The sequence below is a fragment of the Serratia sp. TSA_7 genome (assembly GCF_052692135.1).
The window spans coordinates 568,158-582,941 of sequence record NZ_JBQZFU010000002.1 but is presented as its reverse complement, the minus strand read 5'-3'; the positions used below and the strand labels follow the sequence as shown (position 1 = coordinate 582,941).

Here is a 14,784-nt window from a genome sequence, read left to right as displayed (position 1 = left end):
GATTGGGAATTTTTTTATCGCCGTTTTTTATTTGTAACGTGCTAGGAAATCCCCTACGCAAACGTTTTCTTTTTCTGTTAGAATTCGCCGCGAATTGGATGCAGGGGCGATTCATCATTGGAATAGTTCATGGTCTGGATTGATTACGTCATTATAGCGGTGATTGGATTTTCGGCTCTGGTGAGCCTGATCCGAGGGTTTGTTCGCGAAGCATTGTCACTTGTGACATGGGGATGTGCGTTTTTTGTTGCCAGCCATTTCTACTCTTACCTTGCGGTCTACTTCACTCGTTTTGAAGATGAACTGGTGCGAAACGGCATCGCGATTGCCATCTTGTTTATCGCGACCCTGATCGTAGGAGCTATTGTCAACTATGTGATTAGCTCACTGGTAGAGAAAACCGGGTTATCAGGCACCGACCGGGTGCTGGGCGTCTGTTTCGGCGCACTGCGCGGCGTGTTGATCGTTTCGGCGATGCTGTTTTTCCTGGATACCTTTACCGGCTTCTCGCAAAGTGACGACTGGAAACAGTCACAGCTCATTCCCCAGTTCAGTTATATCATCAGGTGGTTCTTTGACTACCTGCAGAGCACGTCGAGTTTCTTACCGACCCATTTACCGGGGCGGTAGCGCTGATGAGGAAAAGACAACATGTGCGGTATTGTCGGTATCGCCGGTTTTATGCCGGTAAACCAGTCGATTTATGATGCGTTGATGGTGCTTCAGCACCGTGGCCAGGATGCCGCAGGCATCGTCACCATAGATGCCCACAACGGGTTCCGTCTGCGTAAAGCAAATGGTCTGGTGAAGGATGTGTTTGAGGCACGCCATATGCAGCGCTTGCAGGGCAACATGGGTATTGGCCATGTGCGCTACCCGACGGCTGGCAGCTCCAGTGCCTCAGAGGCTCAACCATTCTATGTAAACTCGCCGTTCGGCCTTACGCTGGCCCATAACGGCAACCTGACCAACGCCCATGAGCTGCGCCAATCGCTGTTTGAAAGCGGTCGCCGCCATATCAACACCACCTCCGATTCCGAGATCCTGCTGAACGTACTGGCCAGTGAGCTGGACCGTTTCCAGGATTATCCGCTGGAGTCAGACAACATTTTCACCGCCGTTGCCGCCATGCATCAGCAACTGCGTGGCGCTTACGCCTGCGTGGCGATGATCATCGGCCACGGTCTGCTGGCGTTCCGCGACCCGAACGGCATCCGCCCGCTGGTGATCGGCAAACGCCAGCTTGAAGATGGCCGTAACGAGTATATGGTGGCTTCCGAGAGCGTAGCGCTGGATACGTTGGGCTTCGAGTTCCTGCGCGACGTGGCGCCGGGCGAAGCGGTGTACATCACCGAGAAGGGCCAACTGTTCACCCGCCAGTGCGCAGAGAACCCGAAAACCAACCCGTGCCTGTTCGAATTCGTCTACTTCGCACGCCCAGATTCCTTTATGGACAAGATTTCGGTCTACAGCGCTCGTGTGCGCATGGGGCAGAAGCTGGGTGAGAAGATTGCCCGTGAATGGGAAGATTTGGACATCGACGTGGTGATCCCGATCCCGGAAACGTCCTGCGATATCGCGTTGGAAATCGCGCGTATCCTGGATAAGCCGTATCGCCAGGGTTTTGTGAAGAACCGCTACGTCGGCCGTACCTTCATCATGCCGGGCCAGCAGGCGCGCCGTAAGTCGGTACGCCGCAAGCTGAACGCCAACCGCGCCGAGTTCCGCGACAAGAACGTGCTGCTGGTGGATGACTCTATCGTCCGTGGTACCACGTCCGAGCAGATCGTTGAGATGGCGCGTGACGCCGGGGCGAAACGCGTTTATCTGGCTTCCGCTGCGCCGGAAATTCGTTTCCCTAACGTGTACGGCATTGATATGCCGAGTGCCAACGAACTGATTGCCCACGGCCGTGAAGTGGACGAAATCCGCCAAATCATCGGTGCCGACGGTCTGATCTTCCAGGATCTGAACGATCTGATCGAAGCGGTGCGCGAAGAGAACCCGGACATCAGCCAGTTCGAATGCTCGGTGTTTAACGGCATTTATGTCACCAAGGACGTAGACCAGAACTACCTCGAGTATCTGGAATCGCTGCGCAACGACGACGCCCAGGCGATGCGTGGCCAGACCGAAGCAGAAAATCTGGAAATGCATAACGAAGGTTAAGCCTAAGCGCTAGCCAAAAAGGTGCACCGCGGCGTTTGTCGCGGTGCATTATCCTCCCCGACTTGCTTATGCACCGCCATTCCGGCAAAGTCTGCCTGATCCTACTTTCTCTTCGGCAGAGGCCAGCTTTATGAAACGACTCATCATCGGTATTTCCGGCGCCAGCGGCGCAATCTACGGCGTGCGCCTGTTGCAGGCATTGCGTGACCTCGCAGAGGTGGAAACCCATTTGGTGATGAGCAACGCGGCGCGGCAAACGCTTTCGCTGGAAACCGAGCTCGGTCTGCGTGAAGTGCAGGCGTTGGCTGACGTGGTGCATGACGCGCGCGACATCGGTGCCAGCATTTCTTCCGGTTCGTTCAAAACCCTGGGTATGGTGATTTTACCTTGCTCAATCAAGACGTTATCCGGTATCGCCAACAGCTATAGCGACGGCCTGCTGACGCGCGCCGCCGATGTGGTCCTGAAGGAGCGCCGCCGGCTGGTGTTGTGCGTGCGCGAAACCCCGTTGCATCTCGGCCATTTGCGCCTGATGACGCAGGCGGCGGAGATGGGCGCGGTGATCATGCCACCGGTACCGGCTTTTTATCACCAACCGAAAAGCGTCGATGACATCATCGATCAAACCGTGAATCGGGTGGTCGATCAGTTCGACATTGAATTACCGAAAGATTTGTTCACCCGCTGGCAAGGCTCCAATTAACAAATTTATCCCCAATTTGGCACATTTGTGCAACACCGCACTGAATTAGGGCGGCACATGCACCATAATGATCCCACTCCATCACGTTCACTGTTTCAAGGCTCTGGCATTTTGTCATTGCCCGTGACGCGGCCCTGACTGGCCGATTTATTTTTGCGGTTATCGTCCCAGGAAACAGTTTTGTGAAGGCCGGAGCCGTTCCCTCCGCCTACAGCAACAAATGTGGCACGATTACTGCAAATTGATTTGGTGGGAAAGTAATGCCCGCAGTGGCATCAGAAAAATCAATTTGAGGGTAATTTATGAAAAAGCTGGTTAAGGTTCTTCCTTTAGTCTTGGCTTTGAGCGCAGTAAGCAGCGCATTCGCCGCGCTACCATCGACGCTGAAGATAGGTACCGATCCGACCTATGCACCATTTGAATCCAAAAATGCCAAAGGTGAGTTGGTCGGCTTTGATATCGATCTGGCCAAAGAGCTGTGCAAACGCATAAATACCCAATGTACCTTTGTGGAAAGCGATTTTGACGCACTGATCCCCTCTCTGAAGGCGAAGAAAATTGACGCCATCATTTCTTCTTTGTCGATCACTGAAAAACGCCAGCAGGAAATTGCCTTTACCGACAAGTTGTACGCCGCTAACGCCCGTCTGATCGCGCCGAAAGGCTCGAAGCTGCTGCCAACGGTGGACGCGCTGAAAGGCAAGAGCGTGGGCGTGCTGCAGGGCACCACCCAGGAAGCCTACGCGAACGCCATGTGGCAGCCTAAGGGCATCACCGTGGTGCCTTACCAGAACCAGGACCTGGTATATGCCGACCTGGCATCCGGCCGTATTGATGCCGCCTTCCAGGATGAAGTGGCGGGCAGCGACGGCTTCCTGAAGCAGCCTCCGGGCAAGGATTACGCTTTCGCCGGCGAATCGGTGAAGGATGACAAGTTCTTTGGCGTGGGCACCGGTATGGGGCTGCGCAAGACCGATACCGAACTGAAGGCGGCGCTGGATAAAGCCTTTGCCGACATGCGCAAAGACGGCACTTACGACAAGTTTGCGAAAAAATACTTCGATTTTGACGTCTACGGCGGTTAATCCCACGTACCGTTCCATGGTGTGACTACGGGGCCGGCCTGCTGGCCCCGATGGTTCGGGCTCCAATGACGACAGGGTGAAGTAGATGCTGCAAGGCTATTCCCAACTGATATTTGAGGGCGCTCTGGTGACGCTGGAACTGGCCCTCAGTTCCGTACTGCTGGCGCTGGTGATTGGTTTGATCGGTGCCGGTGGTAAGCTTTCCCATAACCGCCTGCTTTCTACGCTGTTTGGTGCCTATACCACGCTGATCCGCGGCGTGCCTGATTTGGTGCTGATGCTGCTGATTTTCTACGGCCTGCAGATTGCGCTGAACAACCTCACAGAACTGCTCGGCTTTTCGCAAATTGATATCGATCCGCTCAGCGCGGGGATTATTACCCTCGGTTTTATCTATGGTGCCTATTTCACGGAAACCTTTCGCGGCGCTTATATGGCGGTGCCGAAGGGGCAGATCGAGGCGGCTACCGCCTACGGTTTTTCAGGCTCACAGATATTCCGCCGCATTTTGTTCCCTGCAATGATGCGTTTTGCCCTGCCGGGCATCGGCAACAACTGGCAGGTGATCCTCAAGGCGACGGCGCTGGTGTCGATTCTGGGTCTGAACGACGTGGTGAAGGCCACTCAACTGGCCGGCAAAGGCACCTATCAGCCATTCTTCTTTGCGATAGTGGCCGGTGTGGTTTATCTGATTTTTACCACCGTTTCCAATGGCGTGTTGTTGTGGCTTGAACGGCGTTATTCATTGGGCGTCAAGAGGGCCGAATTATGATCGAGATTTTGCAACAGTATGGGCAATCGCTGCTGTGGAGCGACGGCTACCGTTTCACCGGTGTGGCGGTCACGCTGTGGCTGCTGATCTCATCGGTGGTGATGGGCGGCTTGCTGGCGATACCTATGGCGGTAGCGCGCGTTTCCTCAATCTCCTGGGTGCGTTTTCCTGTGTGGCTCTACACCTACATATTCCGCGGCACGCCGCTGTATGTGCAGCTGTTGGTGTTTTATTCGGGGATGTACAGCCTGGAGATCGTGCGAGGTACGGATTTCCTCAACGCGTTCTTCCGCAGCGGGCTCAACTGCACCATTCTGGCGCTGACGTTGAACACCTGCGCCTACACCACCGAGATCTTCGCCGGGGCGATCCGCGCGGTGCCGCACGGTGAAATTGAGGCGGCCAGCGCCTATGGGTTCTCTCGCTTCAAAATGTACCGCTGCATCATTCTGCCTTCGGCGCTGCGCACCGCGCTGCCGGCTTACAGCAACGAAGTGATCCTGATGCTGCATTCCACGGCTCTGGCGTTTACCGCCACCGTGCCGGATCTGTTGAAGATAGCGCGAGATATCAACGCGGCGACCTATCAGCCGTTCTATGCCTTCGGCATCGCGGCTGTGCTGTATCTGGCGATCTCCTACGTATTGATCAGCCTGTTCCGCAAGGCCGAAAAACGCTGGATGGCGCACGTTAGTCACTGATAATGACGGGGAAAAACCATGTCTGAAAATAAATTAGCCGTCACTGAACTGCATAAGCGTTATGGGGAACACGAAGTACTGAAAGGCGTGTCGCTGGCGGCGAATGCAGGGGATGTGATTAGCATCATTGGCTCTTCGGGGTCCGGTAAAAGCACCTTTTTGCGCTGCATTAACTTCCTGGAGAAACCCAGCGAAGGCTCCATCAGCCTGAATAATGAAGATATTCGCATGGTGCGCGACAAGGACGGCCAACTGAAGGTGTTTGACAAGAAACAGCTGCAATTGCTGCGTACTCGTCTGACCATGGTGTTCCAGCACTTTAACCTGTGGAGCCACATGACGGTGCTGGAGAACGTGATGGAAGCGCCGGTGCAGGTGCTGGGGTTGAGCAAGACCGAAGCGCGCGAGCGCGCGGTGCGTTATCTGGATAAGGTGGGCATCGACGAACGTGCGCGCGGCAAATACCCGGTGCATCTGTCGGGTGGCCAGCAGCAGCGCGTGTCCATCGCCCGTGCGTTGGCAATGGAACCGGAGGTGCTGTTGTTTGATGAACCGACGTCGGCACTGGATCCGGAGCTGGTGGGGGAAGTGCTGCGCATCATGCAGAAGCTGGCTGAAGAGGGGAAAACCATGGTGGTGGTGACGCACGAGATGGAATTTGCGCGCCATGTATCAAGCCACGTGATTTTCCTGCATAAGGGGCTTATTGAAGAGCAGGGGCCACCGGCTGAGCTGTTTGGCAATCCAAAAAGCCCGCGCCTGCAGCAGTTCCTTTCCGGCGCTTTAAAATAATCGGTTGCCGGGGCCCGGCGGAGCAGGCCCCGGCATTCCCCTCAGCGGGCGTCGATCCGTTGATTGATAACGTCATCCAGCGCCTGTTCCAGCTCCAGAAAGCGGAAACTGAACCCCGCCTCCTCCAGCCGTCTCGGCACCGCCCGTTGGCCACCCAAGACCAGCACCGCCGCTTCTCCCATCAGTAAACGCATGGCAAATGCCGGCACGCGCAAAAACGCCGGGCGATCGAGCACGTTGGCGAGTTGGGCTGCGAACTGTTCGTTATGCACCGGGTAGGGGGCGACCATATTGAAGGGGCCCTGCAGGGTGGCGTGTTCCAGCAAATAAAGAATGCCGTTGACCATGTCGTCGAGATGTATCCAGGGCAGATATTGGCGGCCATTGCCTATCGGCCCGCCCAGCCCCAGACGGAACGGCGGCAGCATTTTCGCCAGCGCTCCGCCTTTGCTTGCCAGCACCACGCCGGTGCGCAGCAGGCAGACACGGGTCGCGTCGCTTTGCGCTTGCAGCGCCAGGGATTCCCACCTTTGGCAGAGCTGATGGGTGAATTCGTCATGCGGAGCTTCATCTTCGGTGACTACCGCCTGGCCCTGATCGCCATAGTAGCCGGCGGCGGAACCGGAAATCAGCACGCCGGGCGGCGAGCTGCCGGCGTTAATCAACGCCGCTAACCGTTCGGTCAGATCCCAACGGCTGTGACACAGGCGCTCTTTCTGCGCCTTGCTCCAGCGTTTATCGGCGATAGGCTCACCGGCCAGGTTGATCACGGCGTCAAAGCCGTCCAGCGACGTTTGGTCCTGCAACGTTGACCAGTAGCTGACTTGTTCGCCAAACCGTTCATGCGCACGTTGTACGTCACGGGTCAGTACCGTGATTGAGTGAGACAGACTCAGCAGCCGCTGCGTCAGGCTGCTCCCTATCAATCCTGTGGCGCCGGTGATCAGGATCCGCATGGTCAACCTCCCTGATACGCTATTGTTTCAGCCCCGGCGATAACTCATGGTCATGGAAACCGAGTCGGCATAACGCAGGGCCAGTAGTTTATCGATCTCTACTTCAGCATAGGTTACCCAGGCATGTTCTTTCACGATATCGAGCACATCCTGAGTTAATTTTTCCAGCAGAGCGAAGCGGTTATCTTCAACATGGCGGATGATCGCTTTGGTGATGGTGCGGTAGTTGAGCGCGTCGTCGATGTTTTCGCTATTGCGCGCCTTATCCGCCGGGTAGTGGATTGCTACGTTAATCAGGACGTCCTGGCGGTTGTTGATTTCTTCTTCCTTGATACCGATGAAAGTACGCAACCGCAGATTTTTGATACGAATAATGGCGTCGGGTTGACTGAATGACATCAGAGAGTCTCCACAGGTCTGATTATTGGCGCTCAGAATACACGGAAAGTAGGGAAAAGATAACGCGCTGGAGAAAACTCCCCGGAGGCCGGGGAGTCGGGCGGTTAACCCTGTTCGGCCAGCTTGTAGGCGCGCCCGGTCGCCGGGCGGTTGCTGATGCGTTCGAACCAGTTGCGTACTGCCGGATAATCCGCCAGATCAATGCGCTGGCGCGGATGCGAAACCACCCAGGGATAGGTGGCGATATCGGCAATGCTGTAGTTGTCGCCGCCCAGGTACGGGTGCTTTTGCAGCTCGGCTTCCAGCACACCATACAGGCGCTTGGTTTCCAGGTGGTAACGTTCGATGGCGTAAGGCACCGGTTGCGGCGCGTAATGGTTGAAATGATGGTTCTGCCCGAGCATGGGCCCGAAGCCTGCTACCTGCCAGAACAGCCACTGCAGCGTGGCGGCGCGCTCACGCAGCCCTTTGCTCAGCAACTTGCCGGTTTTCTCCGCCAGATACAGCAGGATTTCGCCGGATTCGAACAGGCTGATAGGCGCACCGCCGTCAACAGGTTGCTGATCGACAATCGCCGGGATTTTGTTGTTGGGTGAAATGCTCAGAAAGTCCGGCTTGAACTGGTCGCCGGCGCTGATGTTTACGCGGTGGATACGGTAAGGTAAGCCAACCTCCTCCAGAAACAGGGTAATTTTGTGACCGTTGGGAGTAGGCGCGTAATACAGGTCAATCATGGTGCCTCCTGCGGTAAAGTGATCTGTAAATCATTACACGTTGCAGCGATCTTCGCCGCATACAAAGGTATATCAAAGATTCAACTATACCCGATGAATTTCAAGTTGCTGCCAACATGCAGCTTGAAAGGCAACGGGTATATAGAGTTACCAACAATAGCAGCTAAGAATAGCAGGCTATGTGAGATTCGTCTGATGCTATATCCGCAAGAGATATCACAATTTCAGGCCAATGAGGTTTGACCTCTTGTCAGCCTTGCCGTCCTGGGCCACTGCGCTAAAATAGCGCATATATCCATGCTAAAGGAATGGTTATGAAGCTGATATTCGCCTCCGATATACACGGTTCGCTCCCCGCCACTGAAAGCGTCCTGGATCGATTTGAACAAAGCGGCGCCGACTGGCTGATTCTTCTGGGCGATTTGCTGAATCATGGGCCGCGAAATGCGCTGCCGGCAGGTTATCAGCCCGTTCAGGTTGCCGAACAATTGAATCGCTATAGCGACAAGATCATCGCCGTTCGCGGCAATTGTGACAGTGAAGTTGATCAAATGTTGCTGACGTTTCCCATCACCGCATCCTGGCAGCAGGTGTTGCTGCAAAAAAGACGATTGTTTTTAACCCACGGTCACCTTTATCATCCCTCGGCACTGCCGCCGTTATCTTCCGGCGATGTCCTGGTCTATGGCCACAGTCATGTACCGCAGGCGGAACGGCAGGGGGAGATTTACTGCTTTAATCCAGGGTCGGTCAGCATTCCGAAGGGGGGCTTTCCCGCCAGTTATGGCATACTGGAGGAGGGCATTTTAAGTGTGGTTACCCTGCACGGCGGCAAGGCTGTTGCAGAGGTGGCATTAACGCACTAATTTATACACACACAATAAAAATCTTTGAAAAACACTCATTGATTAACCAGCGCGCGGGATGCAACGCGCCAAAATAGAAGGTTTTAGAGGATGGCGGAACAGGGTCAGGCTGCAGATACCGAGTGGGTTGATATCGTCAACGAGCAAAACGAAGTGATTGCTCAATCAAGTCGCCAACAAATGCGTGCTCAACGGCTGCGTCATCGTGCTACCTATATTGTGGTGCATGATGGAATGGGTAAAATTCTGGTGCAGCGTCGCACCGACATTAAAGACTTCTATCCGGGCTGGCTGGATGCCACCGCGGGCGGAGTGGTACAAAGCGGCGAGAACGTGCTGGATTCCGCACGCCGCGAGGCGGAAGAGGAATTGGGTATCGCCGGCGTGCCTTTCGCCGAACATGGCCTGTTCTATTTTGAAGAAGAACAGTGCCGGGTTTGGGGCGCACTGTTTAGCTGCGTTTCCCACGGGCCTTTCGCCCTGCAGGAAGAGGAAGTGGTTGAGGTGAGCTGGCTGACGCCGGAAGAGATCACCGCCCGCTGCGACGAGTTCACACCGGATTCGCTGAAGGCGCTGTCGCTGTGGCTGACGCGCAACAACGAGCAGGCTTACGGTAAACCGCTACGTGACACCGACGAAAACGCCTGAGAGTCGCCAGGTCGTCAACATGAAAAAGCCGGTCATATGACCGGCTTTTTTTATCGGATAACGTTGGGGGTTATCAGGCTTTGACGGCCGCATCAGCCTGTGCAGACTGAATGGCGGTCAAGGCCACGGTGTAAACGATATCGTCGACCAGTGCGCCGCGTGACAGGTCATTCACCGGCTTGCGCATGCCTTGCAGCATTGGCCCGATGGATACCAGGTCAGCAGAACGCTGTACCGCTTTATAAGTGGTGTTACCGGTGTTCAGATCCGGGAAGATGAACACGGTAGCCTGGCCTGCAACCGGCGAGTTCGGCGCTTTGGATTTCGCGACGTCGGCCATGATAGCGGCATCGTACTGCAACGGGCCATCAATGATCAGATCAGGACGTTTTTCCTGTGCCAGGCGGGTTGCCTCGCGCACTTTCTCGACGTCGCTGCCCGCACCGGAGTTGCCGGTAGAGTAGGAGATCATCGCCACGCGCGGCTCGATACCGAAGGCGGCGGCGGAGTCTGCAGACTGAATCGCGATTTCAGACAACTGCTCGGCGGTCGGGTCCGGGTTGATCGCGCAGTCGCCGTAGACCAGAACCTGGTCAGGCAGCAGCATGAAGAACACGGAGGACACCAGCGAGCTGCCCGGAGCGGTTTTGATCAGCTGCAGCGGTGGGCGGATGGTGTTGGCGGTGGTGTGAACCGCGCCGGAAACCAGACCGTCGACTTCGCCTTTCTCCAGCATCAGAGTGCCGAGAACCACGTTATCTTCCAACTGCTCGCGCGCAACCACTTCGGTCATGCCTTTGCTTTTACGCAGCTCAACCAGACGTGGCACGTATTGTTCGCGCACGGCGACCGGATCAACGATTTCGATGCCTTTGCCCAGCTCAACGCCCTGAGCCGCAGCTACGCGCTGGATCTCGTCCGGGTTGCCCAGCAGGACGCATTCCGCGATACCGCGTTCGGCACAGATGGCCGCCGCTTTCACGGTGCGTGGCTCGTCGCCTTCCGGCAGTACGATGCGTTTGCCGGCTTTACGCGCCAGTTCGGTCAGCTCGTAACGGAACGCCGGTGGAGACAGACGACGTGAACGCTCGGAGGTGGCGGTCAGCGACTCGATCCACTCTGCGTTAATGTGGCTGGCCACGTAGTTCTGCACTTTCTCGATGCGCTGATGGTCGTCCGCCGGCACTTCGAGGTTGAAGCTTTGCAGGCTGAGCGAAGTCTGCCAGGTGTTGGTGTCGACCATAAATACCGGCAGGCCGGTCTGGAAGGCGCGTTCACACAGCTTTTTGATTGGCGCATCGATAGCGTAGCCGCCGGTCAACAGAATGGCGCCGATTTCCACGCCGTTCATTGCCGCCAGACAGGCGGAAACCAGCACGTCAGGACGGTCTGCCGAGGTGACCAGCAGGGAGCCCGGACGGAAGTGTTCCAGCATGTGCGGAATGCTGCGCGCACAGAAGGTCACGGACTTCACGCGGCGAGTCATGATATCGCCTTCGTTGATCACGGTAGCCTTCAGGTGGCGTGCCATGTCGATGGCGCGAGTGGCGATCAGATCGAAGCTCCACGGCACGCAGCCCAGTACCGGCAGCGGGCTGTTGGCAAACAGCTGAGCAGGATCAACGTTAGTCACGCTGGCTTTGGTGGAGTCGTCGAAGATCTCGGACAGGTCAGGGCGGGTGCGGCCCTGCTCGTCAACCGGAGCATTCAATTTGTTGATGATGACGCCGGTGATGTTTTTGTTTTTGCTGCCGCCGAAGCTGCTGCGTGCCAGCTCAATGCGTTCTTTCAGCTGTGCCGGGGAATCGTTGCCCAGCGCCAGGACGAAGACGATTTCCGCATTCAGGGTTTTGGCGATTTCATAGTTCAGCGCGTTGGCGAACTGGTGTTTACGGGTCGGCACCAGGCCTTCGATCAGCACCACTTCCGCGTCTTTGGTGTTCTCATGGTAGCGCGCTACGATCTCTTCCATCAGCACGTCCTGCTGGTTGGAGCTCAGCAAGCCCTCAACGTAGCTCATGCGCAGCGGTTCGGCCGCTGGAATGGTGGAGTTGCTGCGGATGATGGTGGTGGTCTGGTCGAGAGAGTCGCCGCCGGTGCGTGGCTGGGCGATAGGTTTGAACACGCTCAGACGAACGCCTTTCTGCTCCATGGAGCGGATGACACCCAGGCTGACGCTGGTCAGACCGACGCTGGTGCCAGTGGGGATCAACATAATTGTACGTGACACAGAATAGTCCTCTTCACGATTAACATGAGGCTAAAACAGCACCGCCAGCCTTGGCTGACGGTGTCGGAGAGCGTTATGCGGTCAGACGGGATGCGTCTTGCGCGATGACCAACTCTTCGTTGGTCGGGATAACCAGTGCCAGGCGGCTGCCTTCTTTGGTGATGGCGCCGGATTTACCGAAACGGGCGGCCATATTGCGCTCGTGGTCAATCTCGAAGCCCAGCAGGCCCAGTTTGTCCAGGGTCAGCTCACGCACCATGCCGGCGTTTTCGCCGATGCCGCCGGTGAAGATCACCGCGTCCAGACGGCCTTCCATCAGTGCGCTGTAAGCGCCGATGTATTTGGCCAGACGGTGGCAGAACACATCCATTGCACGCTTGGCGTCGGCTTTGCTTGTGTAGTTGTCTTCAACATAACGGCAGTCGCTGGTGACTTCGGTCAGGCCCAGCAGGCCGGATTCTTTGGTCAGCATTTTGTTGATTTGATCAACGCTCATGCCCAGGGAGTCGTGCAGGTGGAAGATGATCGCCGGATCGATGTCACCGCTGCGGGTACCCATCACCAGGCCTTCCAACGGAGTCAGGCCCATGGAGGTGTCAACGCACTTCCCGTTGCGCACTGCGGTAACGGAACCGCCGTTACCCAGGTGGCAGGTGATCACGTTCACTTCTTCAACCGGCTTGTTCAGCATCTTCGCGGCTTCTTGGGTCACGTAGAAGTGGCTGGTGCCGTGCGCGCCATAGCGGCGAACGCCGTGATCGCGATACAGGCTGTACGGCAGGGCGTACAGGAAGGATTCTTCCGGCATGGTCTGGTGGAATGCGGTGTCGAACACGGCAACGTTTTTATCCGCCAGATTAGGGAAGGATTTCAGCGCTTCAGCAATACCGATCAGGTGCGCTGGGTTATGCAGTGGTGCAAATGGCACCGAATCTTTGATACCCTGCAAGACTTCATCGTTGATCACGGCAGAAGCGGTAAACTTCTCGCCGCCGTGCACAATGCGGTGACCGATAGCGGTCAGCTGTGCAGAAAGCTCCGGTTTTTGTGCCAGAATAGTATTAACAATGTAGTTCAGTGCTTCGCTGTGCGCAGCGCCGGCACCCAGGGCCGCTTCGTGTTTGGCGCCGTCCATCTTCCACTTGAGGCGAGCCTCAGGCAGGTGGAAACATTCGGCCAGGCCGGAGAGGTGTTCTTCACCGTTGACAGCATCGATGATAGCGAATTTCAGGGAAGAACTGCCGCAGTTAAGAACCAGTACTAGCTTACTCGACATGGAAGTACCTACTTAAATAGTTCGTGTTGTTAAAGGAAAACCAAAACACGTGGTGAATTAATCGTCAATCAGACAACAAGCGTAGCGCATAATGCCGTTGACATTTATGATTAACATCATGTGAAGTGCACAAATCACATGATGATGAAAAAACCGATGATTTCTCTGCGGTTTAAGTAATCTTCATTTTTATAGGGCTAAAAGTTGACAGAATTATTGTCATCTTCTACCGGCCAAAAGGCCGGCCTAGGATACCGATAGCCTGCAGCAAACACAAAATAAATTTAAAGCTTCAAATTTTTTAGTATTGTGTTTGCAGTACCCCCATTTTTACTACGTGACGTTGAGGTACGCGATGACGAGCAAACCGTCTGGTTCCGTAAGCTGGTTTCAGGTCTTCCAGCGCGGGCAGCATTATATGAAAACCTGGCCGTCAGACAAACGTCTGGCTCCGGTCTTTCCGGAGAATCGCGTTGCGAGCGCCACCCGTTTTGCCGTCCGTTTTATGCCGCCGCTGGCGGTGTTTACCCTGACCTGGCAGATTGCGCTGGGCGGCCAGCTCGGCCCGGCGATTGCCACCGCGTTGTTCGCCTGCAGCATGCCGATGCAGGGCCTGTGGTGGTTGGGGCGTCGTTCGGTCACGCCGTTGCCGCCAACGCTGCTGCAGTGGTTCCATGAAGTGCGCAACCGGCTGACGGAAGCCGGTCAGGCGGTAGCGCCGGTGGAAGGGACCCCGACCTATCAAACGCTCGCGGATCTGCTGAAACGTGCCTTCAAGCAGTTGGATAAAACCTTCCTGGACGATCTTTAAACGTTAAAGGGCCGCAGCGATAGCGGCCTTTTTCGTGATAACGCCAATAACCCCGGTTTAAATCAAAGAACGGTCGAGTTGTGATTTCCTGCGATATTGCGCTGTGCGATGCTTTCGTCATAAGCAATTTACCGAGGAAATTATGATGGAAATGACCCATGCCCAACGACTGATCCTGTCGAACCAGTACAAGATGATGACGCTGCTCGACCCGGACAACACTGAACGTTACCGCCGTTTGCAGACGATCATCGAGCGTGGTTTTGGCTTGCAGATGCGCGAGCTGGATCGCGATTTCGGCGAAATGAGCGAAGAGGTGTGCCGCACTATCATCAACGTGATGGAGATGCACCACGCCTTGCAGGTCTCCTGGGATAATCTGAAAGACAAACAGGGTATCGAGGCGCGTCGTCTGGCTTTTCTCGGCTTTGATGCCGCCACTGAAGCGCGCCATCTGAGCTATGTGCGTTTCCTTGTTACCACCGAGGGGCGCTATACTCATTTCGATTCCGGCAGCCACGGCTTTAACGCCCAAACCAAAATGTGGGAAAAATACCAGCGTATGCTGGCAATCTGGCTGTCATGCCCACGTCAGTATCACCTGAGCGCCGTTGAGATTGCGCAAATTATCAATGCCTGATT

General features: G+C 55.8%; 16 protein-coding genes. 11 read left to right on the top strand and 5 right to left on the bottom strand.

The window, feature by feature from the left end:
- Positions 1–129 precede the first annotated feature (129 nt).
- From cvpA to hisP, 7 genes are all read left to right on the top strand, one after another.
- On the top strand, positions 130–630 hold the full coding sequence (gene cvpA, locus ACUTQW_RS11585) for a colicin V production protein (protein WP_004947341.1): 501 nt from the start codon (positions 130–132) through the stop codon (positions 628–630).
- Positions 631–651: 21 nt separating this feature from the next.
- Positions 652–2,169, top strand: coding sequence for an amidophosphoribosyltransferase (gene purF / locus ACUTQW_RS11580; protein WP_004947338.1), 1,518 nt, complete (start codon positions 652–654; stop codon positions 2,167–2,169).
- A gap of 130 nt (positions 2,170–2,299) precedes the next feature.
- Positions 2,300–2,872, top strand: coding sequence for a UbiX family flavin prenyltransferase (locus ACUTQW_RS11575; RefSeq protein ID WP_445654861.1), 573 nt, complete (start codon positions 2,300–2,302; stop codon positions 2,870–2,872).
- Between the two features lie 302 nt (positions 2,873–3,174).
- A complete protein-coding gene (hisJ, locus tag ACUTQW_RS11570) occupies positions 3,175–3,957 on the top strand; it encodes a histidine ABC transporter substrate-binding protein HisJ (RefSeq protein WP_004947333.1) in 783 nt (260 codons plus the stop codon).
- 85 nt (positions 3,958–4,042) lie between these two features.
- Entirely contained in the window at positions 4,043–4,729 is a 687-nt protein-coding gene (locus tag ACUTQW_RS11565; RefSeq protein WP_004947330.1) for a histidine ABC transporter permease HisQ, read from the top strand.
- Positions 4,726–5,430, top strand: coding sequence for an ABC transporter permease (locus tag ACUTQW_RS11560; RefSeq protein WP_004947327.1), 705 nt, complete (start codon positions 4,726–4,728; stop codon positions 5,428–5,430). Before ACUTQW_RS11565 ends, ACUTQW_RS11560 begins: the two co-directional genes overlap by 4 nt.
- A gap of 18 nt (positions 5,431–5,448) precedes the next feature.
- The gene (gene hisP / locus ACUTQW_RS11555; RefSeq protein WP_004947323.1) at positions 5,449–6,222 is read left to right on the top strand and encodes a histidine ABC transporter ATP-binding protein HisP; all 774 of its coding nucleotides are present in this window, start codon (positions 5,449–5,451) and stop codon (positions 6,220–6,222) included.
- Positions 6,223–6,263: 41 nt separating this feature from the next.
- Here the strand turns inward: hisP and ACUTQW_RS11550 are convergent, their stop codons facing one another.
- The 3 genes from ACUTQW_RS11550 to yfcG form a co-directional block, all read right to left on the bottom strand.
- Complete coding sequence (locus ACUTQW_RS11550; protein ID WP_004947320.1) at positions 6,264–7,178, bottom strand: TIGR01777 family oxidoreductase; 915 nt, start codon at positions 7,176–7,178, stop codon at positions 6,264–6,266.
- A 27-nt stretch (positions 7,179–7,205) separates the two neighbouring features.
- Positions 7,206–7,577: a dihydroneopterin triphosphate 2'-epimerase gene (gene folX, locus ACUTQW_RS11545; RefSeq protein WP_004947317.1), complete on the bottom strand. Its 372-nt coding sequence runs from the start codon at positions 7,575–7,577 to the stop codon at positions 7,206–7,208.
- A gap of 104 nt (positions 7,578–7,681) precedes the next feature.
- On the bottom strand, positions 7,682–8,311 hold the full coding sequence (gene yfcG / locus ACUTQW_RS11540) for a GSH-dependent disulfide bond oxidoreductase (protein ID WP_004947314.1): 630 nt from the start codon (positions 8,309–8,311) through the stop codon (positions 7,682–7,684).
- 314 nt (positions 8,312–8,625) lie between these two features.
- Between yfcG and yfcE the strand changes: the two genes are divergently transcribed.
- Positions 8,626–9,177, top strand: coding sequence for a phosphodiesterase (yfcE, locus tag ACUTQW_RS11535; protein ID WP_004947311.1), 552 nt, complete (start codon positions 8,626–8,628; stop codon positions 9,175–9,177).
- Between the two features lie 90 nt (positions 9,178–9,267).
- Entirely contained in the window at positions 9,268–9,825 is a 558-nt protein-coding gene (gene yfcD, locus ACUTQW_RS11530) for an NUDIX hydrolase YfcD (RefSeq protein WP_004947308.1), read from the top strand.
- A gap of 73 nt (positions 9,826–9,898) precedes the next feature.
- Here yfcD and pta read toward each other — a convergent pair whose 3' ends face one another.
- Both pta and ackA read right to left on the bottom strand, forming a co-directional pair.
- Complete coding sequence (gene pta / locus ACUTQW_RS11525) at positions 9,899–12,055, bottom strand: phosphate acetyltransferase (RefSeq protein ID WP_037431412.1); 2,157 nt, start codon at positions 12,053–12,055, stop codon at positions 9,899–9,901.
- A 73-nt stretch (positions 12,056–12,128) separates the two neighbouring features.
- Positions 12,129–13,331, bottom strand: coding sequence for an acetate kinase (gene ackA, locus ACUTQW_RS11520; protein WP_006326875.1), 1,203 nt, complete (start codon positions 13,329–13,331; stop codon positions 12,129–12,131).
- Positions 13,332–13,686: 355 nt separating this feature from the next.
- On the opposite strand from ackA, the gene yfbV reads away from it, so the two are divergent.
- Together yfbV and ACUTQW_RS11510 are read left to right on the top strand one after the other, a co-directional pair.
- The gene (gene yfbV, locus ACUTQW_RS11515; RefSeq protein ID WP_004947297.1) at positions 13,687–14,142 is read left to right on the top strand and encodes a terminus macrodomain insulation protein YfbV; all 456 of its coding nucleotides are present in this window, start codon (positions 13,687–13,689) and stop codon (positions 14,140–14,142) included.
- Between the two features lie 145 nt (positions 14,143–14,287).
- Positions 14,288–14,782, top strand: coding sequence for a YfbU family protein (locus tag ACUTQW_RS11510; RefSeq protein WP_006326874.1), 495 nt, complete (start codon positions 14,288–14,290; stop codon positions 14,780–14,782).
- Positions 14,783–14,784: the final 2 nt, after the last annotated feature.

Bases quoted from the DNA above. Each gene is read 5' to 3' on its own strand.
- folX (WP_004947317.1), bottom strand. From the start codon at position 7,577: ATGTCATTCAGTCAACCCGACGCCATTATTCGTATCAAAAATCTGCGG.
- purF (WP_004947338.1), top strand. From the start codon at position 652: ATGTGCGGTATTGTCGGTATCGCCGGTTTTATGCCGGTAAACCAGTCG.
- yfcE (WP_004947311.1), top strand. From the start codon at position 8,626: ATGAAGCTGATATTCGCCTCCGATATACACGGTTCGCTCCCCGCCACT.
- ACUTQW_RS11510 (WP_006326874.1), top strand. From the start codon at position 14,288: ATGGAAATGACCCATGCCCAACGACTGATCCTGTCGAACCAGTACAAG.
- ACUTQW_RS11565 (WP_004947330.1), top strand. From the start codon at position 4,043: ATGCTGCAAGGCTATTCCCAACTGATATTTGAGGGCGCTCTGGTGACG.
- ACUTQW_RS11575 (WP_445654861.1), top strand. From the start codon at position 2,300: ATGAAACGACTCATCATCGGTATTTCCGGCGCCAGCGGCGCAATCTAC.
- ackA (WP_006326875.1), bottom strand. From the start codon at position 13,331: ATGTCGAGTAAGCTAGTACTGGTTCTTAACTGCGGCAGTTCTTCCCTG.
- ACUTQW_RS11550 (WP_004947320.1), bottom strand. From the start codon at position 7,178: ATGCGGATCCTGATCACCGGCGCCACAGGATTGATAGGGAGCAGCCTG.
- yfcG (WP_004947314.1), bottom strand. From the start codon at position 8,311: ATGATTGACCTGTATTACGCGCCTACTCCCAACGGTCACAAAATTACC.
- cvpA (WP_004947341.1), top strand. From the start codon at position 130: ATGGTCTGGATTGATTACGTCATTATAGCGGTGATTGGATTTTCGGCT.
- yfbV (WP_004947297.1), top strand. From the start codon at position 13,687: ATGACGAGCAAACCGTCTGGTTCCGTAAGCTGGTTTCAGGTCTTCCAG.
- ACUTQW_RS11560 (WP_004947327.1), top strand. From the start codon at position 4,726: ATGATCGAGATTTTGCAACAGTATGGGCAATCGCTGCTGTGGAGCGAC.
- hisP (WP_004947323.1), top strand. From the start codon at position 5,449: ATGTCTGAAAATAAATTAGCCGTCACTGAACTGCATAAGCGTTATGGG.
- yfcD (WP_004947308.1), top strand. From the start codon at position 9,268: ATGGCGGAACAGGGTCAGGCTGCAGATACCGAGTGGGTTGATATCGTC.
- hisJ (WP_004947333.1), top strand. From the start codon at position 3,175: ATGAAAAAGCTGGTTAAGGTTCTTCCTTTAGTCTTGGCTTTGAGCGCA.